This window comes from Burkholderia sp. AU33803 (assembly GCF_002223095.1).
Lineage (GTDB): Bacteria > Pseudomonadota > Gammaproteobacteria > Burkholderiales > Burkholderiaceae > Burkholderia.
On sequence record NZ_NKFJ01000002.1, the window covers coordinates 128,456 to 152,551 of the forward strand.

Below are 24,096 nucleotides of genomic sequence, written 5' to 3' on the forward strand. Positions count from 1 at the left end.
TATTCAATATCTAGTAAGAATATAACTATTCTCAACCAGACTATCATATTTCACAAGGGTTTCAGCCGAGGTGCGAGCGCTTCGCGGCCGGGGCGACGGTTTCCATCGTCGCGAGACCATGCACGATGCCGCAATCCTCGACCGAATGCTCGCCGACGCACTGGCGGCGCAATTCGGTGAGCTGGTCGCGCAGATGCGTGAGTTCCGCGAGGCGTGCATCGACGTGTCCGATGTGCTCGTCGAGCAGCGAATTGATCGAATCGCAGGGGTCGGCCGGTGTGTCGGTGAGCTGCAGCAGCGCGCGGATTTCGTCGTGCGCCATGTCGAGCGCGCGGCAGTTGCGGATGAAGCGCAGCCGCTCGACGTGCACGTCGGTGTAGTTGCGGTAGTTCGAGTCGGTGCGCTCCGCATCCGGCATCAGACCCTCTTTCTCGTAGAAGCGGATCGTCTCGGGTGTGCAGCGGGCCGCTTTGGCTAGTTCGCCGATCTTCATGCCTTTCTCCCGTGTAAGGGTTGACCTTGTAGTGGCTTCAGGGTGTTAACTCTACACCGTTAGCCATTGAGGAGGTTGTCATGACCGACGCCCAGCGTACCCACGACCCACGACACCGTCATGCCGGCGGCGCCGCTCCGTGCTGCGCCGACGCGCACGATACGGATACGGCGACCGTCGCCGAGGCGGCGCCGACGGCCGGCGAGCACGCGCACGGCGAGGTCGCCGCAGCGCGCGGCGCGCAGTCGCATGCCCACAGCCACGACCAAGAGCATGATCACGCGCATGCGGTTCGTGAAGAGGGCCATGCCCACGGCGCCGGTTGCAGCCACGGCAGCGGCAAGGAACACGACCACGACCATGGTCATGACCATGCACACGAGCACGGCGACGGCCATGTCCATGGCACCGCCTGTGCACACGGCAGCGCCGCGCACGACCATGCCGGTCACGACCACGACCACGACCACGACCACGACCACGACCACGCGGCCGGCGACTGCTGCGCGCCTGCCGCGCTGACGCTCGCGCCGCTGCCGGTCGCGCAGGCGACCGCGTCGGGTCACGTGCGCTCCGCATTCCGGATCATGCAGATGGACTGCCCGACCGAGGAAACGCTGATCCGCAAGAAGCTCGGCGGGATGAGCGAAGTGTCGGCGCTCGAATTCAACCTGATGCAGCGGATGCTGACGGTCGAGCACGTGCCGGACGCCCAGCCGGCGATCGAAAGCGCGATCCGCTCGCTCGGGATGACGCCCGAGGCGGCAGCGCCCGGCGCACCGGCCGCGCGCGTCGCCGACGCGCCCCCGAAGCGGTGGTGGCCGCTGGCGCTCGCCGGTGTCGCCGCGATCGCGTCCGAAGGCGCGACCTGGGCCGGCCTGCCCGTGTGGCTCGCGGCGGCGCTTGCGCTCGCGGCGGTGCTCGCATGCGGGCTCACCACGTACAAGAAGGGCTGGATCGCGATCCGCAACGGCAACCTGAACATCAACGCGCTGATGAGCATCGCGGTGACGGGCGCGATGGCGATCGGCCAGTGGCCGGAAGCCGCGATGGTGATGGTGCTGTTCACGATCGCCGAGCTGATCGAAGCGAAGTCGCTCGACCGCGCACGCAACGCGATCCAGGGCCTGATGCAGCTCGCGCCGGACACCGCGACCGTGCAGGATGCCGACGGGTCGTGGCGCACGATCGAGGCCGCGCAGGTGGCGCTCGGCGCGGTCGTGCGCGTGAAGCCGGGCGAGCGGATCGGGCTGGACGGCGAGGTCGTCGCGGGCCGCTCGACGGTGAACCAGGCGCCGATCACCGGCGAGAGCCTGCCCGTCGACAAGACGACCGGCGACGCCGTGTACGCGGGCACGATCAACGAATCGGGTTCGTTCGACTATCGCGTGACGGCCGTCGCGGCCAACTCGACGCTCGCGCGGATCATCCACGCGGTTGAGGAGGCGCAAGGCGCGAAGGCGCCGACGCAACGCTTCGTCGACCAGTTCGCACGTGTCTACACGCCGATCGTGTTCGCGGTCGCGCTGCTGGTCGCGGTGGCGCCGCCGCTCGTGATGGGCGGTGCGTGGCACGACTGGATCTACCGCGCGCTGGTGCTGCTCGTGATCGCGTGCCCGTGCGCGCTGGTGATCTCGACGCCGGTGACGATCGTGTCGGGGCTCGCGGCAGCCGCACGACGCGGGATTCTCGTGAAGGGCGGCGTGTACCTGGAAGAAGGGCGCAAGCTCGCGTGGCTCGCGCTCGACAAGACCGGCACGATCACGCACGGCAAGCCGGTGCAGACCGACTTCGACCTGCACGCGACCGACGCTGACGACGCACGCGTGCGGCACCTCGGCGCGAGCCTCGCGGCGCGCTCCGATCACCCGGTGTCGCAGGCGATTGCCACGGCTGCCCGCGATGCCGGCACGACGGCATTCGCCGATGTGCAGGACTTCGAAGCGATCGTCGGGCGCGGCGTGCAGGGCACGATCGACGGCACGCGCTACTGGCTCGGCAACCACCGGCTCGTCGAGGAACTCGAGCGCTGCTCGACGGCCCTCGAAGCGAAGCTCGACGCGCTCGAGCGGCAGGGCAAGAGCGTCGTGGTGCTGGTCGACGAAGCACGCGTGCTCGGCATCTTCGCGGTGGCCGACACGATCAAGGACACGAGCCGCGAGGCGATCGCCGATCTGCATGCGCTCGGCATCCGCACCGCGATGCTGACCGGCGACAACCCGCATACCGCGCAGGCGATCGCGCAGCAGGCCGGCATCGACGACGCGCGCGGCAACCAGTTGCCGGAAGACAAGCTCGCGGCAGTCGAGGAACTGTCGGCCGGCGGCGCGGGCGCGGTCGGGATGGTCGGCGACGGGATCAACGACGCACCGGCGCTCGCGCGCGCCGACATCGGCTTCGCGATGGGCGCGATGGGCACCGACACGGCGATCGAGACGGCCGACGTCGCGCTGATGGACGACGACCTGCGCAAGATCCCCGCGTTCGTGCGGCTGTCGCGTGCGACGCATCGCGTACTGGTGCAGAACATCGGCTTCGCGCTCGGCGTGAAGATCGTGTTCCTCGGCCTCACGGTCGCGGGGCTCGGCACGATGTGGATGGCGGTCTTCGCCGACGCGGGCGCAAGCCTGATCGTCGTGGCCAACGGTTTGCGGCTGCTGTCGTCCTCGGGGGCGTTCGGCGGCGGGCAGGCCAAGCGTTGAGGAGCGGGCGATGAGCTTTCTGAAACGAATCCTGGGCGGCCACGGCGGTAGCCATGGCGGCGGGCACGGCGGCCACGAGGCGCGTGGCCGCGATCGCCACGGCTGGGGCTGGCAGGCGCCGGCCGACAGTCGAAGCGGGCCGGCCGGCGGCAACGTGCCGCTGACCCAGCTGGCCTGCGCGGGCTGCGGCGCACTCAATGCGGCGGATGCGCGCTTCTGCGCGCAGTGCGGTGCCGCGCAACGCGGCAAGTCCTGCAGCCGCTGCCACTCGGCGCTCGCGGACGACGCGCGGTTCTGCCCCGGGTGCGGGACGCAGGCTGCGTAAGCCGGTTGGTCCGCGCATTCGCGCCGGCGGCGTGTGAACGCCGGCCGGCGCGCTTCGTTTCAGGCCGCCGCGCAGGCTTGCGATCAGCGCAGCGGCAGGTAGATCTCGGTGCGCAGGTCGGCCGGCGCGGCATCCATCGGCGTATTGAGGTACAGCTCGAACGGCGGCGCGTCGGCAGCCTCACGGCCCGCGTGACGCAGCCAGTCGCCGTAGAGCCACTGGTAGGCGGTCTTCAGGTCCGCATACGGCCCCGTATGCAGCAGCACCGCGTATTCGCCGCCGGCGACCGTCGCACGCTCCACCGGCGGTACGGGTTCGATGTCAGGCGCGCCGTCGGCCGGCACGAAGCAGGCCTTCGCGCGCAACTGTGCTTCGGGGGTCGTGTCCGGGTCGTCGTAAAAGATCCCGATCATCTTCGCGCCCGGGCCGATCAGCCCGTGCTGCCCGACCCACGCACCGATCCAGGCGAACGCGTCGCCGACCTTCAGGTACGAACCGGTGTGCGCCACCGCATAGCCGTGCAATTCCGGCAGCCGCCGGATCTCCACTTCATGCTTGAACATGTCTTCTTCTCCACGCTGTAACGGATAGATGGGCCGGTGGCGGCCCGTGCGCCGGTGCTGCACGGGCGGCACGCCGTAAGCGTCGCGAAACGCCCGCGCGAACGCATGCGTCGAACCGTAGCCCGCGCGCCGTGCGATTTCGTCGATCGGCCGCGCCGTGCACACGAGATCCTCGGATGCGCGCACGATCCGCATCCGCCGCACCGTCAGCACGATCGACTCGCCGTACAGCGCGCGATAGACGCGCTGCCAGTGATACGGCGACAGGCACGCGACTTCGGCGAGCCGGTTCAGGTCGAGCGGGCCGTCGAGGTGCGCGTGAATGTACGCGTGGACGCGCGCCACGCTCGCCGCATAGCGAAGCCAGGCGGGCGGGTCGGGTTTCGTTTCGTTGATCATCGCGTGTCCGGGCAGGAACCGACGTCACGGTAGCACGGCCGGATTGGATAAATCTTGCGGAAATGCGTAGGAAACCGATGAATCGCGCCCTTTTTATTTGGGCGAAATAGGGTCTTGCCCCGCGCAGATCTAGAACTAAAGTTAAAGACGGTGAAATCGGGTGATCGCGTCATTTTTCTCGGGTAAGTTGCTCCGTCGGGGCAGCACGTTTTTCGAAGTACGCAGGTAGTTCGTCGATGTTCAATCGCAACACCACGTTTTCGGGAGAAGAAGAAATGGATGCTTCCAGCTTCATCACGTCGCTGCAGACCACGCTAGGGGGGTATCTGCCAAAGATCGCCGGCGCGATCGGCATCCTGGTGATCGGCTGGCTGATCGCCGTCGTCGTGCGGGCCGGCGCAATGCGCCTGCTGAGCGCGCTGAAGGTCGATCAGCGGATCAACGAAAGTACCGGCCAGGGTGCCTGCGTCGAGCGCATCATCGCGGGCGGCCTGTTCTGGCTCGTGCTGCTCGTCACCGCGGTGGGCATCTTCAACGTGCTCAACCTGTATGCGGTCTCGAACCCGTTCTCGCTGCTCGTCACGCACATCGTCAATTACCTGCCGAACCTGATCGGCGGCGCGGCGCTGACGCTGATCGCGTGGCTCATCGCGTCGCTGCTGCGCAGCCTCGCGAACCGCGCGCTGAAGGCGAGCAAGATCGACGACAAGCTGTCCGAAGGCGCCGGCATGCAGCCGATGAGCGGCTATCTCGGCGACGTGCTGTTCTGGCTCGTGATCCTGATGTTCCTGCCGGCGATCCTCGGATCGTTCGCGCTGTCGGGGCTGCTGTCGCCGGTGCAGGGGATGGTCGACAAGCTGCTCGCGATCGTGCCGAACATTTTCGCGGCCGCGGTGATCGGCATCGTCGGCTGGATCGTCGCGCGCGTGCTGCGCGGCCTCGTGACGAACCTGCTCGTCGCCGCCGGCGCCGACCGCCTCACGCAGCGCCTCGACAGCCCGACGCCCGTGCGCGTGTCGAGCCTGGTCGGCACGATCGTCTACGTGTTCGTGTTCGTGCCGACGCTGATCTCCGCGCTCGACGCGCTGAAGATCGACGCGATCTCGGTGCCGGCCACCAACATGCTGAACCAGTTCCTCGGCGCGGTGCCGGACATCGTCGCGGCGATCGTGATCGTGCTGGTGACGTTCTACTTCGCGCGCTTCGTCGCGTCGCTCGCGCAGAAGCTGCTGGAAGCCGCGGGCGCCGACGGGCTGCCGGCCGTGCTCGGCGTCGAGCGCGTGTTCTCGGGGATCCTGCAGCCGTCGGTGCTGGTCGCGCGGCTGATCGTGTTCTTCGCGATGCTGTTCGCGTCGGTCGAAGCGGCGAACCGGCTCGGCTTCTCGCAGGTGCGCGACGTCGTCACGCTGTTCATCGAATTCGGCGGCCACGTGCTGATGGGTGGCGTGATCCTCGTGATCGGCGTGTGGCTCGCGGGCCTCGCGCGCCGCGTGATCGAGCAGGCCGACCGCGAGCACAGCGTGCTGTTCGCGCGCATCGCGCAATTCGCGATCCTGGGCCTCGTGTTCGCGATGGGGCTGCGCGCGATGGGCATCGCCAACGAGATCGTCCAGCTCGCCTTCGGCCTCGTGCTCGGCGCGATCGCGGTGGCGGTGGCGCTGTCGTTCGGCCTCGGCGGCCGCGAAGCGGCCGGCAAGCTGCTCGACCGCTGGTTCAACCAGCGCGGCGGCGGCCAGTAACGCCACCGTCGCGCATCCGTCCGGCCGCGCGGCATGGCCGGGCGGCGCTGCGGCCGCAGGTGGATCCGGCCGGGCGAGAACGGCACGCGATAGCGTCCGCTCGCGCGGCGCCGCCAGCGCCCGGCGTTCGGCGAAGGCTGCCGCTGTGCCGCCTGCGTCACGCGTTCCGTGTCGGCATTTCTGCAAGCGAAATGTCAGCCGCGATCTTTGCCGAATTTCGATAACACGTCGTTTAATGACTCTCTAGCATCGATTCTCAGTCGCGCAGGCCGGCAGGCATGGCGCCTTTGAGGAGAGAGTCCGATGAAAGCAGAGTCGAATGGCCGGCCCGCCGCCGGCGCCAAGTCGTCCGGCCAGCCCGCGCTCCAGCAGACGCTCGGGACCTGGCAACTGTGGGGCATCGCGGTCGGCCTCGTGATTTCCGGCGAGTACTTCGGCTGGAGCTACGGCTGGGCGAGCGCCGGCACGCTGGGCTTCGTCGTCACCGCGCTGTTCGTCGCGGCGATGTACACCACCTTCATTTTCAGTTTCACCGAGCTGACGACGTCGATCCCGCATGCGGGCGGCCCGTTCGCGTATGCGCGCCGGGCATTCGGCCCGACCGGCGGCTATCTCGCCGGTGCGGCGACACTCGTCGAGTTCGTGTTTGCGCCGCCCGCGATCGCACTCGCGATCGGCGCGTACCTGCACGTGCAGTTCCCCGGCCTCGAGCCCAAGCACGCGGCGATGGGCGCGTATCTCGTGTTCATGGCGCTGAACATCGTCGGCGTGCAGATCGCGGCGACCTTCGAGCTGGTCGTCACGCTGCTCGCGATCTTCGAGCTGCTGGTGTTCATGGGCGTCGTGTCGCCGGGCTTCGCGTGGAGCAACTTCATGAAGGGCGGCTGGTCGGGCGCCGATCATTTCAGCGTGGGCGCGTTCCACGGGATGTTCGCGGCGATCCCGTTCGCGATCTGGTTCTTCCTCGCGATCGAAGGCGTCGCGATGGCCGCCGAAGAAGCGAAGAACCCGAAGCGCTCGATCCCGATCGCGTACGTGGCCGGAATCCTGACCCTCGTTGCACTCGCGATCGGCGTGATGGTGTTCGCCGGCGGCGCGGGCGACTGGACCAAGCTCGCGAACATCAACGATCCGCTGCCGCAGGCGATGAAGTACATCGTCGGCGCGAACAGCGGCTGGATGCACATGCTCGTGTGGCTCGGGCTATTCGGGCTGGTCGCGTCGTTCCACGGGATCATCCTCGGCTATTCGCGCCAGATCTTCGCGCTGGCCCGCGAAGGCTACCTGCCGGAATGGCTCGGGAAGGTGCATCCGCGCTTCAAGACGCCCCATCGCGCGATCCTCGCGGGCGGCGTGGTCGGGATCGCGGCGATCTACAGCGACGAGCTGATCCAGTTCGGCGGCCAGACGCTGACCGCGAATATCGTGACGATGTCGGTATTCGGTGCGATCGTGATGTATATCGTGAGCATGGCGTCGCTGTTCAAGCTGCGCCGCTCGCAGCCGAACATGGCGCGGCCGTTCCGCGCGCCGCTGTACCCGATCTTCCCGGCATTCGCGATCCTGGCCGCGCTCGTCTGTCTCGGCACGATGGTGTACTTCAACGGGCTGGTCGCGCTGGTGTTCCTCGGCTTCCTCGCGTTCGGCTACGCGTACTTCCTCGCGACGCGTGCGCAGCGTGCGAGTGCGCCGGGCGACGCGCTGCTGGAGGAGTGAGCAGGGTGACGATGAACGGCCGTTCCTGACGGCATCCGGCGCGCCCCGTCGAACGGGCGCGCCGTCGGCTTTTGGCAAGGAGATTCGCAGATGTCCTATACGGAGACGATCGGTCCGCGCACGTACCGTTTCGCGGACCTGAAGACGCTGCTCGCGAAGGCGAGCCCGTTGCGTTCCGGCGACCAGCTCGCCGGGGTCGCGGCGGCGAGCGAGGAGGAGCGCGTCGCCGCGAAAATCGCGCTCGCGGGCGTGCCGCTGAAGGCGTTCCTGAACGAAGCGGTGATCCCGTACGAAGACGACGAGGTCACGCGCCTCATCGTCGACGATCACGATGCGGCTGCCTTCGCGGAAATCTCGCACCTCACCGTCGGCGAGTTCCGCAACTGGCTGCTGTCGCCGGCGGCCGACGGCGCGGCGCTCGAACGGATCGCGCCGGGCCTCACGCCCGAGATGGTCGCGGCGGTGTCGAAGCTGATGCGCAACCAGGACCTGATCGCGGCGGCGCGGAAGCGCCGCGTGGTCACGCGCTTTCGCAACACGGTCGGGCTGCCGGGCCGGATGTCGGTGCGGCTGCAGCCGAACCACCCGACCGACGACGTCAAGGGCATCGCCGCGTCGATGCTCGACGGGCTGATGTACGGCTGCGGCGACGCGATGATCGGCATCAACCCCGCCACCGACAGCCTCGCGGCGATCGTGAAGCTGCTCGCGATGATCGACGGCTTCCGCGAACGCTACGGCGTGCCGACGCAGTCGTGCGTGCTCACGCACGTGACCAACACGATCGCGGCGGTCGAGAAGGGCGCGCCGGTCGACCTCGTGTTCCAGTCGATCGCGGGCACCGAGAAGGCGAACGCGAGCTTCGGCATCTCGCTCGCGCTGCTCGGCGAGGCGCGCGAGGCCGCGTTGTCGCTCAAGCGCGGCACGGTCGGCAACAACCTGATGTACTTCGAGACGGGGCAAGGCAGTGCGCTGTCGGCGAACGCGCACTTCGGCGTCGACCAGCAGACCTGCGAAGTGCGCGCGTATGCGGTGGCGCGCAAGTTCGACCCGTTCCTCGTGAACACGGTGGTCGGCTTCATCGGGCCGGAATACCTGTACGACGGCAAGCAGATCATCCGCGCGGGGCTCGAGGATCACTTCTGCGGGAAGCTGCTCGGCGTGCCGATGGGCTGCGACATCTGCTACACGAACCACGCGGAAGCCGACCAGGACGACATGGACACGCTGCTGACGCTGCTCGGTGCGGCCGGCATCAACTTCATCATGGGGATTCCGGGCGCGGACGACGTGATGCTGAACTACCAGAGCACGTCGTTCCACGACCAGCTGTACGTGCGCGAGGTGCTCGGCCTGCGCCGCGCGCCGGAATTCGAGGAGTGGCTGGAGACGATGGAGATCGCCGACGCGCACGGTGCGTTGCGCGCCGCGACGTCGCGCGTGCCGCTGCTCGCGGGTGCGAACGACTGGATGGGGATTTCGGCATGAGCGACGCCGTCGAAAAGAACCCGTGGGCGCAGCTGAAGTCGTTCACGAACGCGCGGATCGCGCTCGGCCGCGCGGGCAACAGCCTGCCGACCGCGCCGCTGCTAGCGTTCAACCTGTCGCATGCGCAGGCGCGCGACGCGGTGCACCAGCCGCTCGACGCGGACGCGCTGCGGCGCGAGCTCGACGCGGCCGGCTTCGCGACGCTCGGCGTGCAGAGCGCGACGCCCGATCGCCAGCATTACCTGCGCCGGCCCGACCTCGGCCGCAAGCTGTCGGATGAAGGGCGCGCGCTGCTGGCGGCGCACGGCGACGCGGTGAGCGGCGATGGGCCCGACGTCGTGTTCGTGGTCGGCGACGGGCTGTCGGCGTTCGCGGCCGCGAAGCAGGCGCTGCCGTTGCTGCAGGCCGTGCGGCCGCGGCTCGATGCGGATGGCTGGCGGATCGGCCCGGTGGTGGTCGCGACGCAGGCGCGCGTCGCGCTCGGCGACGAGATCGGCGAATTGCTGCGCGCGAAGGTCGTCGCGATGCTGATCGGCGAACGGCCGGGGCTCAGCTCGCCGGACAGCCTCGGCGTGTACCTGACGTGGGCGCCGAAGGTCGGCTGCCACGATGCGTTGCGTAACTGCATCTCGAACGTGCGGCCTGAAGGGCTGCCGTACGCGGGGGCCGCGCACAAGCTGCATTACCTGATGACGCACGCGCGCCGGCTCGGGCTGACGGGCGTCGGTCTGAAGGACGACAGCGATGCGTTGCTGCCCCAGGCGGAGGCGGAGCGGATCGGAGCGGATTGAAAAACCCCATGCGCGGGCCGCCGCGTGGCGGTGTTCGAGCCTTTCGAGCCGTTCGAGCGGCCTGACGGGCGCCTATCTGAACAACCGCTCGCACAGAAAATCGACGAACACGCGCAGCTTCGGCGACAGCTGCCGGCTCGACGGCCACACGATCGAGAATTGCCCCGGTGCGATCCGGTAGTCGTCGAGCACGGTGACGAGTGCGCCGTGCTCCAGCGCGTCACGCGCAAGGAAGTCGGGCATGTAGCCGATGCCGAGCCCCGCGAGCACGGTGCCGCGCAGGGCTTCCATGTTGTTGCAGGTCAGCGCGGTGCGCAGCTTCAGCGGCGTGCCGTCGTCGGCCGCGAGCGCCCAGTCCTGCAGCTTGCCGGTGGTCGGGAAGCAGTAGCGCACGCATTCGTGCGCTTCGAGATCGCGCGGCGTGCGCGGCGTGCCGGCCTGCGCGAGATACGCGGGCGTCGCGCACAGCACGAACGCGAACGGGCCGAGCCGCCGTGACATCAGGCTCGAATCCGACAGCGGGCCGCTGCGGATCACCGCGTCGAAGCCGCCTTCGACGACGTCCACCATCCGGTCGTTGAAATCGAGATCGAGTTCGACGTCCGGGTAGCGTTGCCGGAATTCGGGCAGCACCGGCAGCAGGAACCGGTAGCCGATCACCGGCAGGCTCACGCGCAGCTTGCCGCGCGGGCGCTGCGCGGAGGCCGTCACGGTTGCTTCGGCGTCGCGGAAATCCTCGAGGATCCGCTGGCAGCGTTCGTAGAAGTGCCGCCCTTCTTCGGTGAGCGTGACGCGCCGCGTCGTGCGGTTGAACAGCCGCACGCCGAGCGACTGCTCGAGTTTCGCGATCGTCTTGCCGACCGCCGACGCCGAGATGCCGAGCGCGCGGCCGGCCGCGACGAAGCTCAATGCTTCCGCGGTGCGGACGAAGGCGACGATGCCGGTCAGGTTGTCCATCGAGTCGAAGGCGTGCGTCGACGCACGTGGTCGAGTGAATTGCGGAATTCTAGTCCGTTATATGCGGAGCTTTGCGTGGTTTTTCACGGATTGAATCGGATTTATCTTCTGTCGCTCTGACGGCGCATCCGCGCCGGCTTTTCGAGGAGCGATGATGGATCCCCCTTTTTCAGCCGCTTCGGACCCGTCGGCACGCCGGCGCGCATGGGTGCTGGCCGCCGTCTGCCTGGCCGCCGTCGCGCTGCCGCTGTCGTTTTCGGGCGGCGCCGTCGCGACGCCCGCGATCGGCCGCGACCTGCACGGCGGGACGGTCGCGATGAACTGGATCACCAACGCGTTCATGCTCGCGTTCGGCAGTTTCCTGATGGCGGCCGGTGCGCTGGCCGACCAGTTCGGCCGCAAGCGCCTGTTCGCGAGCGGCATCGGCGGCTTCACGCTGATGTCGGTCGCGCTCGCGTTCGCGCCGTCGATGCTCGCGGTCGACCTGCTGCGCGCCGCGCAAGGGCTCGCGGCGGCCGCGGCGCTCGCGGGCGGCACGGCCGCGCTCGCGCAGGAATTCGACGGCGCGGCGCGTACGCGCGCATTCAGCCTGCTCGGCACGACCTTCGGCGTCGGGCTTGCGTTCGGGCCCGTGCTGGCCGGCGCGCTGATCGGGCATCACGGCTGGCGCGCGATCTTCGTGACCAGCGCGGTGGCTGGCGGGCTGTCGCTCGTAGTCGGGCTGCCGCGCATGCACGAGTCGCGCGACCCGCATGCGACGGGGCTGGACTGGCCCGGCACGGCCGCGTTCACCACCGCGCTGACGCTGTTCACGTTCGGCGTGATCGAGGCGCCCGCGCGCGGCTGGTCGAGCCCGCTGGTGATCGCGCTGCTGGCAGGCGCGGCGCTCGGCGCGTGGGCGTTCGTCGCGATCGAGACGCGCGTCGCGCGGCCGATGCTCGACCTGTCGCTGTTCCGGATCGCGCGCTTCGTCGGCGTGCAGGTGCTGCCGGTGTCGACCTGCTGCTGCTACATCGTGCTGCTCGTCGTGCTGCCGCTGCGCTTCATCGGCATCGACGGCTTCAGCGAGATCGACGCCGGCTGGCTCATGCTCGCGATTTCCGCGCCGATGCTGGTCGTGCCGTTCATCGCGGCGACGCTCACGCGCTGGCTGTCGGCCGGCGTGATCTCGGGGTTCGGGCTCCTGATCGCGGCAGCCGGGCTCGTGTGGCTGGGCATTGCGCTGCGCGGCGGCGCGGGGGCCGCGGCGATCGCGCCGATGGTGACGATCGGCGTCGGCGCCGGGATGCCGTGGGGGCTGATGGACGGGCTGTCGGTGAGCGTCGTGCCGAAGGAGCGCGCGGGGATGGCGACGGGAATCTTCAGCACGACGCGCGTGGCCGGCGAAGGGATCGCGCTCGCGATCGTGGGTGCGCTGCTGGCCGGGCTGGCGCGGACGGGGTTGACGCAGGCGGCGGGTGCCGCCGGCATGCCCGACGCGACGCTGCATGCGGCGGCGCGGCTCGCGACCGGTGATCTTGCAGGCGCGGCGGTTGCGTTGCCGGGTGTCGGGCATGCGGCGCTGCTCGCGAGTTACACGCATGCGTTCGATCGGTTGTTGATCGGGCTGGCGGTCGTGACGGTGCTGTGTGCGGGGGTGGTGTTCGCGTTTCTCGGCAGGCGACCGGCGGCGACTGAAACGGATGACGACACCGACGTGCCGGTGCGCCGCCGGATCGAACCGGCTTGTGCGGAGACGCCCACGCGTTGAGCCTCGCGTCGTCGCGCACGAGCGCGCCAGCCACGGCGGCGGGCGCGTCGTCCTGTTTCGTCATCGCCGCATTCGTACGCTGACGCTCCGCCTTGCCCCTCAAGCCAGCACCAGCGGCGGCAGCGTCGCATCCGCCCGTGCCTGTGCGTGCTCCACCTCAACCACCACATAGCGCCGCGCATCGGGCCACAGATACGCACGGCTGCCCGCCTCCTCGTCGATCGTCGCGCGGCCCTGCACGAGCCAGGTCGTCTGCCGCACGAAGTCGACGAACAGCAGCGCGACGGCCGGATTCACCAGCAGGTTGCCGATCGTGTTGAACAGGTTGTTGCCCGCGAAGTCGGGCAGCACGAGCGTGCGGCGGTCGGGCAGGTCGACGAGCGGCTCGAACGAGCCGTCCGCGCGTGGCTGGCGGCCGCGGTACGAGCAGTCGCTGTTGCCGGCCGCGTCGGCGGTCGCGACGATCAGGAACGCCTGTTCGCGGATGAACGCGATGGCGTCGTCGGTCAGGGGGCCGCGGTCGTTCATGGTGTCGGTCGGCGCACACGCCGCTTCATGGGAATGCGAAGGGCGCACGCAAGCGACATGCCACGCGGCACGGCCTGCTTCCGCGCGCAGCTGCGCCCGCGCACTGTGGAGATTTCGAACACCGCTCCGGCGCGCTGCGCAACCAGGCTGTTCAGAATCGGCACACCCGCCATGCTGCGTCGGTGAACACGGCACGGTGCGCACGCGGGCCGGCCTTGGTTGCCATGCTTCCGTCCTGTTTGGCACGCATGTTGCGTAAACGAGGGCAGCGCAATTCCAACCGGCGCTGTACTCACACAAGCACGATGAACAGGAGACATGTATGAACCCGTTTGACCTGAAGCAACTGGGCCTCGACGTCGAATACCCGTACCGTCAGCAATACGACAACTACATCGGCGGCAAGTGGGTTCCGCCGGTGAAAGGTGAGTACTTCGAGAACGTGTCGCCGATCAACGGCCAGCCGTTCTGTCGCATCCCGCGCTCGGGCGCCGACGACATCGAGCTCGCGCTCGACGCCGCGCACGCCGCACGCCGCAAGTGGGGCAAGACGTCGGTCGCCGAGCGCGCGAACCTGCTGCTCGCCGCCGCCGACCGGATGGAAAAGAACCTGAAGCTGCTGGCCGTGGCCGAGACCATCGACAACGGCAAGCCGCTGCGCGAGACGATGGCGGCCGACCTGCCGCTCGCGGTCGACCACTTCCGCTATTTCGCGGGCTGCATCCGCGCGCAGGAAGGCGGCATCTCCGAAATCGACGACAACACCGTCGCGTACCATTTCCACGAACCGCTCGGCGTCGTCGGCCAGATCATCCCGTGGAACTTCCCGCTGCTGATGGCCGCGTGGAAGCTCGCGCCGGCGCTCGCGGCCGGCTGCTGCGTGGTGATGAAGCCGGCCGAGCAGACGCCGGCATCGGTGCTGGTGCTGATGGAGCTGATCGGCGATCTGTTCCCGGCCGGCACGATCAACATCGTGAACGGCTTCGGCAAGGAAGCGGGCGAAGCGCTCGCGACCAGCAAGCGCATCGCGAAGATCGCGTTCACCGGCTCGACACCGGTCGGCAAGCACATCCTGCGCGCCGCGGCCGACAGCCTGATCCCGTCGACGGTCGAACTGGGCGGCAAGAGCCCGAACATCTTCTTCGCCGACGTGCTCGACCAGGACGACGCGTTCCTCGACAAGGCGCTCGAAGGGCTCGCGATGTTCGCGCTGAACCAGGGCGAAGTGTGCACGTGCCCGTCGCGGATCCTGATCCAGGAATCGATCTACGAGAAGTTCATCGAGAAGGCGGTCGCGCGGGTCGAGCGCATCAAGGCCGGCCACCCGCTCGACCTGCAGACGATGATCGGCGCGCAGGCGTCGCAGCAGCAGCTCGACAAGATCCTGTCGTACATCGACATCGGCCGCGGCGAAGGCGCGCAATGCCTGACCGGCGGCGAGCGCACGGCGCCGGCGGCGGAACTCGGCACGGGCTACTACGTGAAGCCGACGATGCTGCTCGGCAACAACAAGATGCGCGTGTTCCAGGAAGAGATCTTCGGGCCGGTCGCGTCGGTGATGACGTTCAAGGACGAGCAGGAGGCGATCGAACTCGCGAACGACACGTTCTACGGGCTCGGCGCGGGCGTGTGGACGCGCAACGGCACGCGCGCGTACCGGATGGGCCGCGAGGTCGAAGCCGGCCGCGTGTGGACCAACTGCTACCACCTGTATCCCGCGCATGCGGCGTTCGGGGGCTACAAGCAGTCGGGGATCGGCCGCGAGACGCACAAGATGGCCCTGTCGAACTATCAGCAGACGAAGTGCCTGCTGGTGAGCTACCAGGCCGAGGCGCTCGGGTTCTTCTGATCCGTGCGCGGGCGTCCTGGCCGGCCGGCGGTGCTAGGCGTCGGCCGGTCGGGGCGCCGTCTCGAGCGGCAAAGCTTCGGATACCGGACGGTCGTCGAACGCGTATCGCGCCGGTCGGCGGTGGTTGCCTGGCCGACGACCGGTGCGCGGATGCATGCCGCGCGACCGACCGGCGATCCCGAGATTGACCGTTTCCGCCCATTCGCATTCGCAACCCGGCATCGGTCGCGCATTGCCGCGGCCTTCGCCGGAAACGATACCGATGGTCGTTCGTTTTCCGCGGCAAGTCGAGCCGGCGCGCCGGACGTAAAACCCCATGTCAGAACCGCCCCGATCCTATTCACGCCATCCCGTGTTCCACGCAGGTGAACTCGACGCGCATCACCGCTTCGGCGTCGCCGACGAGGCCGAGCGGGTGAGCGACGTCGTGACGACGCGGCTGAGCATGGGCGTGCGGCAGTTCATCGAGACGCAGCCCTTCATGTTCGTCGGCACGGCGTGCGGCGGGCAGGCGGGCGTGACCTGCGACATCGTGCAGAGCCGGCGCGACGCGAACGGCGACCTGCTGCCGGTCGTGCGCGTGATCGATACGAAGACGCTGCGCTTCGTGCTGCCGGTGTACGGCGAGCGCGACGGCGGCCGGATTGACGCGGCGCGGTGTAATGGCAGCGGCGTCGGGTTGCTGTTCGTCGACTTCGTGCGCGGCATCCGTTACCGGATCAACGGGCGCGCGACGCTGCGGACGGATCTGGCCGATGCGGACGCGGCGCCGTGGCCGGCCGGCAGCGCGATCGTCGAGGTGGCGGTGACTCAGGCGTACGGCAATTGCGGCACGCGCGTCGTGCGGCTGCGGCCCGCGAACGATGGCTAGCCGGTCGCCGCGCAGTGCCAGGCGAGCGCTGCGTACCGGATGCGCCGGCGCGGCGCGTGCCGCACCGACGGGGTGCGTGCGACAACGCGTTCGGGCATGCCCGCATGGCGCTTCCGTGCCGCGCAGCGTCGAATGACGGACTTTGCGCGGGTCGCGCGCCGTTCGGCACGGGACTTGCGTGGCAGGTGCGGTTCCGGGCAGGTGAGGGAGGACACGATGGACCAATACGTGGCGTGCAGCGAAGAACCGACGGCCGAAGACACGCGGCGCAACGCGCAGGGCGACGATGCGCTGGCCGGGCAGGCGGTCGTCAGCGTCGCGCATGACGCCGACGAGCAGGCGCGCAACCTGATCGGCTGGCGGCAGACCTACGACCAGCTCGCGGCCGGCCGCTTCGTCGGCACGCTGACCGAGCTGCCGCTCGACACGATGAAGCTGTTTCGCGAATCGACGAGCCACCTGCTGCGGCAGGCATGCGAGGTGCGCGGCGATGCGTACTGGTTCGGCATTCCGCTCGTGAGCGACGGCACCGCGCGCGTCGATGCGTGCCGCATCGGGCCGGGTGCGCTCGCGTTCCGGCCCGGCAACGTGGAGTTCGAACTGGTGACGCCCGCGCAGTTCTCGATCTACGGTGTGGTCGTGCGCGGCGATGTGCTGCGTCACTACGCGGAAGACGTCGAACACCGCGCGCTCGACGAGCGGCTGTTCACGCAGCGCGTGATGCAGGTCGGCGATGCGCGGCTCGCGCGCCTGTGTGCGCTGCTCGGCCGCCGGCTCGACGGCGCGGTGGCGATGGCCGGCCCGCTGGCCGATGCGCAGCGCGACGACCTGCAGGCCGAGGTGCTGGCCGCGCTGTTCGACGCGTGCGCGCAGCCGGCCGACGACGATTCGGGCCGTGCGCCGTCGATGCGCCGCTGGATCGTCGACCAGGCGCGCGACTACGTGCTCGCGCACCGCACGCGCCCGGTCGGCGTGCCCGAGCTGTGCGAGCAGTTGCACGTGAGCCGGCGCACGCTGCAGTACTGCTTCCAGGACGTGCTCGGCATGGCGCCCGCCACTTACCTGCGCACGCTGCGGCTGAACGGCGCGCGGCGTGACTTGTGCGGCCGCGCGGCCGGCTCGGTGCAGGACGTGGCCGAGGCGTGGGGCTTCTGGCATCTCAGCCAGTTCGCGACGGATTACCGGCGGCTGTTCGGCAAGCGGCCGTCGGAGACGCTGCGCGATCGCGCGGTGATGGTGGCGGTGGGGTGAGCGTGGGGCGGTAGGCGAAGCGGGTCTGGTTTAGACGCGGCCTTCGGCTCAGGCGCAGGCACCGGCTCCGGCGGCGCGTACACGCATCGACGTTTTCAGCCTCCCAACCGGCCGCCGTACCCTGTTCCCCTATTCGGCCGTAGCCGCCGCTTCGCGCGGCGCGGGCCACGCCAGCGCATCCCAGTCGATCGCGCGATAGGCGGCCTCGACCGCCGCGAGATCGGCCGGCCGCTCGCTGCGATGCATCCCGAACAATTCGGCGGGCACGTCGAGCGCGACCGGCACGCAATGCGGGTAGTCGCGCACGCGCAGCGCCGGCCCGATCGTCGTGAAGCACGCGAGCGTCGGCACGTCGAAACCGTCGGCTAGATGGAGCGCGGCGGTATCGGGCGCGAACAGCAGGGCGGCACCCTTGACCCATGCGATGAACCGGGCCGTATCGTCGGCCGCATCGGCGCTCACGTCGACATAGGCGGGATGGGCGACGGGCCCGAACCCGGCCACCGGCAATCCGTAGCGCTGCGCGAGTCGCTCGACGAACGTTGCCCGCAACGCGGGCGGCACGCTGCGCAACGCGGTGCTCGCGGTCGGGCAGAACAGCACGTACGGGCGCCGCCATTCCTCGGGCAGCGCAGGCAGCGGCAGCCGCGCGAGCCAGCGGTTGCGCTTGGCCGACGCCGGTACCGACGCGGGCTCCACGCCGAGCGCGTCGAGGAAGAAATCGATCATCGGCAGCCGCGCGAACGCGGGCCAGTACAGGTGATTGCCGACGTCGATGCACGGTGCATCCGCCGGCAGCGTGTCGGCGCGGTACGGCAGTGCGCGCGACGGCGCGACGAGGTCGGCCGCGAGCGCATACAGCGCCTCGACGTAGCGCGGCGCGCGGGCCGGCCGGTACAGCGTGAAGTGCAGGCCCGGGTGCGCCGCACGCAGCGCGGCGAGGGCGGTGAGCCCGATCACCGAATCGCCGAGCGTGACGCCCATTCCGTTGATCACGTGCACGTGCCGTGCGCGGTCGTAGTCGAGCCGGAACGGCCGGTGCGCGGCGTGCAGCAGGCCACGCGCGGACGCGGCCGGCACGTGGCCGACGGCGCGCGCGCCGCCCTGCTCGAGGTCGTATGGCGCGACGAGCGTGCCGTCCGGCGCGAGCAGCGTGCCGGGGAGCGTGAGCGCGTCGTCGTGCGACAGCGCGACGGCGGGCGGCGCGGCGTGCGTACCCATCGTCATCCGCCGCGCGCGCGGCGGCCTTGTTCGCGGATCTGCTCGAGTGTCGCGGCCGGCGTGCTGGCGTCCTGCGGGATGCGGATCTCGATCAGCGCGGGCAGCCCGCAGGTCAGTGCGCGCTCGAGCGCGGGCGCGAAATCGGCGGTGCGCTCGACGGTCTCGCCATGCGCGCCGAACGCTCGCGCATACGCGGCGAAATCGGGATTCGTGAGCCCCGTGCCATGCACGCGCCCCGGGTAGTTGCGCTCCTGATGCATGCGGATCGTGCCGAAATGCCCGTTGTTGACGACGATCACGACGATGTTCAGCCCGTACTGCATCGCGGTCGCGAGCTCGTTGCCGGCCATCATGAAGCAGCCGTCGCCCGCGAGCGCGACGACGGCGCGCGACGGGTACAGCGACTTCGCGGCAAGCGCGGCCGGCACGCCGTAGCCCATCGCGCCGCTGGTCGGCGCGAGCTGCGAGCGGAAGTGCCGGTACGCGAAGTGGCGATGCAGCCAGATCGCATAGTTGCCGGCGCCGTTGGTGAGGATCGCGTCATGCGGCAGGCGCTCGCGCAGCTGCACCATCACGTCGCCGAGCTGGACGTCGCCGGGCATCGGCAGCGGCGCATGCCATTCGCGGTACGCGCGATGCGCGTCGGCAGCGGTGCCGGCCCACGCCGGGTGTTCGGGCGCCTCGAGCGCGGCGAGCGGCGTGGCGATTTCGGGCATGCCCGACACGATCGGCAGGTCGGCCGCATACACGCGGCCAAGCTCGTCCGCGCCTTGATGTACGTGGATCAGCGTCTGGCGCGTCTTCGGGATGTCGAGCAGCGTGTAGCCGCCGGTCGTCGCTTCGCCGAGACGCGGCCCGATCACGAGCAGCAGGTCGGCGTCGCGGATGCGCTTCGCGAGCGCGGGGTTGATCCCGAGCCCGACGTCGCCCGCGTAGTTCGGGTGCGCGTTGTCGATCGTGTCCTGGTAGCGGAACGCGCAGGCCACCGGCAACTGCCAGCGCTCGATGAAAGTGCGCAGGTTCGCGCACGCGTCGGGTGTCCAGCCGCTGCCGCCGACGATCGCGAACGGCCGCTCGGCGCGCGCGAGCCGCTCGCGCAGTTCGTCGAGCTGCGCGGCTGACGGCGCGGCCGCGACGCGTTTCGCGGCCGGCACGACCGGCTGCGGCGCGCATGCTTCGGACAGCACGTCTTCCGGCAGCGCGAGCACGACCGGGCCGGGGCGGCCCGACGTCGCGACGTGGAACGCATGGCTCAGGTATTCGGGGATACGGCGCGGGTCGTCGATCTGCGCGACCCATTTCGCCATCTGGCCGAACATCCGCCGGTAGTCGATTTCCTGGAAGGCTTCGCGATCGAGGTGCTCCCGGGCGCACTGGCCGACGAACAGGATCATCGGCGTCGAATCCTGGAACGCGGTGTGCACGCCGATCGACGCATGGGTCGCGCCGGGGCCGCGTGTGACGAACGCGATGCCGGGGCGGCCGGTGAGCTTGCCGACGGCCTCGGCCATGTTCGCGGCGGCCGCCTCGTGGCGGCAGACGACCGTCTGGATGCGCGCGGTGTCGTCCGCCAGCGCATCGAGTACGGCGAGGAAACTCTCGCCCGGCACGCAGAACACGCGTTCGACGTGATTGGCGAGCAACGCATCGACGAGCAGTCGCGCGCCGGTGGTGGCGGGCTGCTCGAGATCCTTGGAATGCGACATGGGCTGCCGTCTCCCTGGGTAGCGGGACGTACAGCTTACGCCCGTTGGGCGGCCCCTGAATAGTGTCGGAACACGTAGGGATGCGGGGCATGCAACGCGGTTTCGGCCGAACGGCCAGCTTGTGCGTGCCGCCCCAACGCAGAAGAATTGAACGCTACGAATGTCTCGCCGGCCCGCTCGGCGCGGGGTTACGGAAGGGGCCGCGTCCGCGAAGAAAAGAGCGGCGTGCCGGCGTTCGCGTCCGAATCGATACCGAGGTAAGCGCTGATGTACACACATGGATTTACATCGTCGGCCAAGCGGATATACTGTACATCCACAGTACATCCGGATGTTGGGGGCGACATGCATACGACGAGGGTATTTCGGAACGGCAACTCGCAGGCCGTGCGAATTCCTGCCGACCTTGCCTATGAACGCAGTGATATCGAACTGGAAATCGAGCGCATCGGCGACGAAATCCGCATTCGGCCGGCGCGGCGGCCGTTGACCCGCGTCCTCGAGAAATTCGCGAAATTCGGGCCGGATTTCATGGCCGAAGGGCGCGGCGACCACGAGCAGGCCGAACGCGAGGGTTGGTGATGCCGCGCTACATGCTCGACACCAACATGTGCATCTGCCTGATGAAGAATCAGCCGGAGCAGGTTGCGAGGCGGTTTGCGCAGTGCTACACGGGGGACGTCGTGATGTCGGCGATCACGTACGCCGAGCTCGAGTACGGCGTCGCGGCGTGCGCGAGCCCTGCGCGGGAGCGCGGCAATCTTGCCGCGCTGATCGACGACATTCCGGTCGCGCCGTTCGACGTCGCGGCGGCGCAAGCGTATGGTCCGGTCCGCGAGGCAACCCGGGAGCGGAAGAAGGATCACCTCGACAAGCTGATCGCCGCCCATGCGGTGTCGCTCGATGTCGTACTCGTGACCAACAACGAGCGGGATTTTGTGAGCTATCCGGGATTGCGGCTGGAGAACTGGCTGGACGATTGATCAGGGCACGCAGGGCGCCCGAGGGTCATGCGAGACGTCGGATTGTCCCGCATGACGCCCGGATCCAGCATCAGCACTCGACGATATTCACCGCCAGCCCGCCGCGCGACGTTTCCTTGTACTTCGTCTTCATGTCGGCGCCCGTCTCGCGCATCGTCTTGATCACGGAGTCGAGCGACACGTAGTGCGAGCCGTCGCCGCGCAGCGCCATGCGCGCCGCGTTGACCGCCTTCACCGACGCCATCGCGTTGCGCTCGATGCACGGGATCTGCACCATCCCGCCGACCGGGTCGCAGGTGAGGCCGAGGTTGTGTTCCATCCCGATCTCGGCCGCGTTCTCGACCTGCTGCGGCGTGCCGCCGAGCACGGCCGCGAGCGCGCCGGCCGCCATCGAGCACGCGACGCCCACTTCGCCCTGGCAGCCGACTTCCGCGCCGGAGATCGACGCGTTCAGCTTGTAAAGAATGCCGATCGCGGCGGCCGTCAGCAGGAAGTCGATCACGCCCTGTTCGTTCGCGCCGGGCGTGAAGCGCGTGTAGTAGTGCAGCACGGCCGGGATGATGCCGGCCGCGCCGTTGGTCGGCGCGGTGACGACCCGGCCGCCGGCCGCGTTTTCCTCGTTGACCGCGATCGCGTACAGGTTGATCCAGTCGATCATCGACAGCGGATCCTGCAGTGCGCGCTCGGGGCTGCCCGTCAGCGTGCGGTACAGCTGCGGCGCGCGGCGCTTGACCTGGAACGGGCCGGGCAGGTTGCCGTCGGCTTCCGGGTTGCCGATCCCGCAGCCGCGCGACACGCACGACTGCATTACGGCCCAGATCTTCAGCAGGCCGTCGCGCGTCTCTTCCTCGGTGTGCCACGCGCGCTCGTTTTCCCACATCAGCTGCGCGATCGACTTGCCGGTCGACTCGGTCAGCGCGAGCAGCTCGGCGCCGGTGCGGAACGGATGGGTCATCTGCTCGGCCGCGCTCAGCACCTTCGTGTTCGGCGCGCCGGCCGTCACGACGAAGCCGCCGCCGACCGACAGGTAGGTGCGCTCGACCAGCACGTTGCCGCTTGCGTCGGACGCGCGCAGTTTCATCCCGTTCGGGTGCTCGGGCAACGCCTGACGGTAGAACGCGATGTTCTCCTTCAGCACGAACGGCACCGGATGCGTGCCGAGCAGCGCGAGCTGCTTCGATTTGCGGATGTCTTCCAGCCGCGTGTCGATCGTGTCGGGATCGACGGTGTCGGGCGCGTCGCCGAGCAGGCCGAGCATCACGCCGCGATCGGTGCCGTGGCCCTTGCCGGTCGCGCCGAGCGAGCCGTACAGCTCGACCTTCACGTGGGCCGTCGCCGCGAGTTGCCCGTCACGTTCGAGTCCCTGGACGAACATCAGCGCCGCACGCATCGGCCCGACCGTATGCGAACTGGACGGACCGATGCCGATCTTGAAAAGGTCGAAGACGCTGACTGCCATAGTGATTCCTGCCTTGCTTTAAGAATGTGCTAGCGCGCCTGCAATGGCAGGCACGCGGCGAGCCATGCGGGCGGCGTTGGGGAAAGCTGCTGCGCGACGCGGGCATAGCGCCCGTCGAGCCGCGCGGCCAGATGAAAGAGTTCGGTGGCGTTTTTCGGGTCCCACTGCCCCGTGTAGCCCGGCAGGCCGGCCTCGCGGCGCTTCGCGTCGAACGGCACCGGCGAATTCACGAATTCCTCGTGGGTTTTTTCGCCGAGCGCGTACGGCACGAGCCAGTCGAGCGCGGCCGCGAGCGTCGCGCCGTTCGCGCCCCGTTCGCGCAGCCAGTTGCGGTTGAAGCGGCGCGCGGCGAGCGCGGCCGTCACCAGCGGCTGCAGGTCGTAGACCGCGTAATGCAGCGCATCGCGTTCCTCGAAATCCCAGGTCTTGCCGTCCGGGCCGATGTTGTCGGCGAGATGCTCGACGAACAGCCGCTGCGCGGCGTTCATCATCTTGCGGTCGCCGAGCGTGAACGCGGACAGCGCGATCAGCTTAATCCGGTGGCTCTGCCAGTTGTTGCGCCAGGTGCCCGTGAGCGGACGCTTCTGCGCGTCGATCTGCGCGACGTAGCCGGCGCCGAGCTTCGCGATGAACGCGGCCGTCGCGTTGCGGGTCTTCACCGGCAGCGCGCTCGCGGTCATGTCGTACGCGACGATCAGGCTTTCGAAACGCGTCTCGTCGATCGGGTTGAAGCTCGGCTGGTAGGTCGCGACCCACGCGGACAGGAAGCGGTCGACGAGCTGCAGGTAGCGCGGCGCGTTCGTCACGCGCCACGCGAGCGCGGCATCGCGCATCAGGTCGAGATCCTTCAGCGCGGCGGCACTCTGGTCGTAGATGCCTTCATGCGGCAGCGTGCCCTCGGTGTGCACGCGCGCCATCGCCTTCGGCTGCTCGCCGATGCGCGCGTCGACGCTGCGGATCAGCGCCTGGATGCCCGGCTCGGCCTGTGTCGTCTCGCTCGCCTGCAGTGCCGGCGCCGCGCAGAAATTCATCGCCGCGCGCGCGCTGCCGGACGCGCCGAGACCGGCGGCGGCAAACGACAGCGACGCGACGAGCATCGGCACGACGCGGCGCGCGCGCGGCCGCCCTTGCATTGCACCATGGCCCGGAAACATCGGACGCACCATGCGGAACTCCTTCATTGGCTGGATCGCGTGTGATGTTAGCCGGATTGGCGGACGAACGTGAACCGGTTCGAGCGGCGAACAAAAAACCGCACGCAACTCCGGGTTGCGTGCGGTGCGGTCACCATCGGGCGGCTCCTGG

Annotated in this window: 20 protein-coding genes; 12 read left to right on the forward strand and 8 right to left on the reverse strand. The window is 69.0% G+C overall.

The window, feature by feature from the left end; translation table 11 throughout:
• Positions 1-61 precede the first annotated feature (61 nt).
• Positions 62-493 carry a Cd(II)/Pb(II)-responsive transcriptional regulator gene (gene cadR / locus CFB41_RS00670; RefSeq protein ID WP_011350541.1) on the reverse strand — a complete coding sequence of 144 codons (432 nt, stop codon included), beginning with the start codon at positions 491-493 and terminating at the stop codon, positions 62-64.
• An 80-nt stretch (positions 494-573) separates the two neighbouring features.
• Between cadR and CFB41_RS00675 the strand changes: the two genes are divergently transcribed.
• Positions 574-3,195, forward strand: a complete 2,622-nt coding sequence (locus CFB41_RS00675) for a heavy metal translocating P-type ATPase (RefSeq protein WP_089455356.1) — start codon at positions 574-576, stop codon at positions 3,193-3,195.
• Positions 3,196-3,205: 10 nt separating this feature from the next.
• Positions 3,206-3,520, forward strand: a complete 315-nt coding sequence (locus tag CFB41_RS00680) for a zinc ribbon domain-containing protein (protein ID WP_089455357.1) — start codon at positions 3,206-3,208, stop codon at positions 3,518-3,520.
• Between the two features lie 83 nt (positions 3,521-3,603).
• Here the strand turns inward: CFB41_RS00680 and CFB41_RS00685 are convergent, their stop codons facing one another.
• Complete coding sequence (locus CFB41_RS00685) at positions 3,604-4,482, reverse strand: GyrI-like domain-containing protein (protein ID WP_089455358.1); 879 nt, start codon at positions 4,480-4,482, stop codon at positions 3,604-3,606.
• A gap of 275 nt (positions 4,483-4,757) precedes the next feature.
• Between CFB41_RS00685 and CFB41_RS00690 the strand changes: the two genes are divergently transcribed.
• The 4 genes from CFB41_RS00690 (at position 4,758) to eutC (ending at position 10,216) form a co-directional block, all read left to right on the forward strand.
• Positions 4,758-6,221 carry a mechanosensitive ion channel gene (locus CFB41_RS00690; protein WP_089438938.1) on the forward strand — a complete coding sequence of 488 codons (1,464 nt, stop codon included), beginning with the start codon at positions 4,758-4,760 and terminating at the stop codon, positions 6,219-6,221.
• 303 nt (positions 6,222-6,524) lie between these two features.
• Complete coding sequence (eat, locus tag CFB41_RS00695) at positions 6,525-7,937, forward strand: ethanolamine permease (RefSeq protein ID WP_089438939.1); 1,413 nt, start codon at positions 6,525-6,527, stop codon at positions 7,935-7,937.
• Between the two features lie 90 nt (positions 7,938-8,027).
• Positions 8,028-9,425: an ethanolamine ammonia-lyase subunit EutB gene (locus tag CFB41_RS00700; protein ID WP_089455359.1), complete on the forward strand. Its 1,398-nt coding sequence runs from the start codon at positions 8,028-8,030 to the stop codon at positions 9,423-9,425.
• On the forward strand, positions 9,422-10,216 hold the full coding sequence (eutC, locus tag CFB41_RS00705; protein ID WP_089455360.1) for an ethanolamine ammonia-lyase subunit EutC: 795 nt from the start codon (positions 9,422-9,424) through the stop codon (positions 10,214-10,216). Before CFB41_RS00700 ends, eutC begins: the two co-directional genes overlap by 4 nt.
• Positions 10,217-10,288: 72 nt before the next feature.
• On the opposite strand, the gene CFB41_RS00710 is transcribed toward eutC, so the two are convergent.
• The gene (locus CFB41_RS00710; protein WP_039351377.1) at positions 10,289-11,173 is read right to left on the reverse strand and encodes a LysR family transcriptional regulator; all 885 of its coding nucleotides are present in this window, start codon (positions 11,171-11,173) and stop codon (positions 10,289-10,291) included.
• 154 nt (positions 11,174-11,327) lie between these two features.
• Here CFB41_RS00710 and CFB41_RS00715 point away from each other — a divergent pair, with 154 nt between their 5' ends.
• Positions 11,328-12,923 (forward strand): MFS transporter, encoded by a 1,596-nt coding sequence (locus CFB41_RS00715; protein WP_089455361.1) that lies wholly within the window; start codon positions 11,328-11,330, stop codon positions 12,921-12,923.
• A 99-nt stretch (positions 12,924-13,022) separates the two neighbouring features.
• Here the strand turns inward: CFB41_RS00715 and CFB41_RS00720 are convergent, their stop codons facing one another.
• Positions 13,023-13,451 carry a pyridoxamine 5'-phosphate oxidase family protein gene (locus CFB41_RS00720; RefSeq protein ID WP_089455362.1) on the reverse strand — a complete coding sequence of 143 codons (429 nt, stop codon included), beginning with the start codon at positions 13,449-13,451 and terminating at the stop codon, positions 13,023-13,025.
• 322 nt (positions 13,452-13,773) lie between these two features.
• Between CFB41_RS00720 and CFB41_RS00725 the strand changes: the two genes are divergently transcribed.
• The 3 genes from CFB41_RS00725 (at position 13,774) to CFB41_RS00740 (ending at position 17,422) form a co-directional block, all read left to right on the forward strand.
• Positions 13,774-15,300, forward strand: a complete 1,527-nt coding sequence (locus tag CFB41_RS00725) for an aldehyde dehydrogenase family protein (RefSeq protein WP_089438944.1) — start codon at positions 13,774-13,776, stop codon at positions 15,298-15,300.
• 316 nt (positions 15,301-15,616) lie between these two features.
• Positions 15,617-16,171 carry a hypothetical protein gene (locus CFB41_RS00735; protein ID WP_089455364.1) on the forward strand — a complete coding sequence of 185 codons (555 nt, stop codon included), beginning with the start codon at positions 15,617-15,619 and terminating at the stop codon, positions 16,169-16,171.
• A 216-nt stretch (positions 16,172-16,387) separates the two neighbouring features.
• Complete coding sequence (locus CFB41_RS00740; RefSeq protein ID WP_089438946.1) at positions 16,388-17,422, forward strand: helix-turn-helix domain-containing protein; 1,035 nt, start codon at positions 16,388-16,390, stop codon at positions 17,420-17,422.
• A 129-nt stretch (positions 17,423-17,551) separates the two neighbouring features.
• Here the strand turns inward: CFB41_RS00740 and CFB41_RS00745 are convergent, their stop codons facing one another.
• Both CFB41_RS00745 and CFB41_RS00750 read right to left on the reverse strand, forming a co-directional pair.
• Positions 17,552-18,649 carry a glycosyltransferase family 9 protein gene (locus tag CFB41_RS00745; protein ID WP_089455365.1) on the reverse strand — a complete coding sequence of 366 codons (1,098 nt, stop codon included), beginning with the start codon at positions 18,647-18,649 and terminating at the stop codon, positions 17,552-17,554.
• Positions 18,646-20,349, reverse strand: coding sequence for a thiamine pyrophosphate-binding protein (locus tag CFB41_RS00750; protein WP_089455366.1), 1,704 nt, complete (start codon positions 20,347-20,349; stop codon positions 18,646-18,648). The genes CFB41_RS00745 and CFB41_RS00750 overlap by 4 nt, the downstream gene beginning before the upstream one ends.
• A 345-nt stretch (positions 20,350-20,694) precedes the next feature.
• Between CFB41_RS00750 and vapB the strand changes: the two genes are divergently transcribed.
• Together vapB and CFB41_RS00760 are read left to right on the forward strand one after the other, a co-directional pair.
• A complete protein-coding gene (vapB, locus tag CFB41_RS00755) occupies positions 20,695-20,931 on the forward strand; it encodes a type II toxin-antitoxin system VapB family antitoxin (RefSeq protein ID WP_089438949.1) in 237 nt (78 codons plus the stop codon).
• The gene (locus CFB41_RS00760) at positions 20,931-21,332 is read left to right on the forward strand and encodes a type II toxin-antitoxin system VapC family toxin (protein ID WP_089455367.1); all 402 of its coding nucleotides are present in this window, start codon (positions 20,931-20,933) and stop codon (positions 21,330-21,332) included. Before vapB ends, CFB41_RS00760 begins: the two co-directional genes overlap by 1 nt.
• A 70-nt stretch (positions 21,333-21,402) precedes the next feature.
• Here the strand turns inward: CFB41_RS00760 and CFB41_RS00765 are convergent, their stop codons facing one another.
• Positions 21,403-22,791 carry an L-serine ammonia-lyase gene (locus tag CFB41_RS00765; protein WP_089455368.1) on the reverse strand — a complete coding sequence of 463 codons (1,389 nt, stop codon included), beginning with the start codon at positions 22,789-22,791 and terminating at the stop codon, positions 21,403-21,405.
• 29 nt (positions 22,792-22,820) lie between these two features.
• Complete coding sequence (locus tag CFB41_RS00770; RefSeq protein ID WP_071335544.1) at positions 22,821-23,957, reverse strand: alginate lyase family protein; 1,137 nt, start codon at positions 23,955-23,957, stop codon at positions 22,821-22,823.
• Between the last annotated feature and the right edge of the window lie 139 nt (positions 23,958-24,096).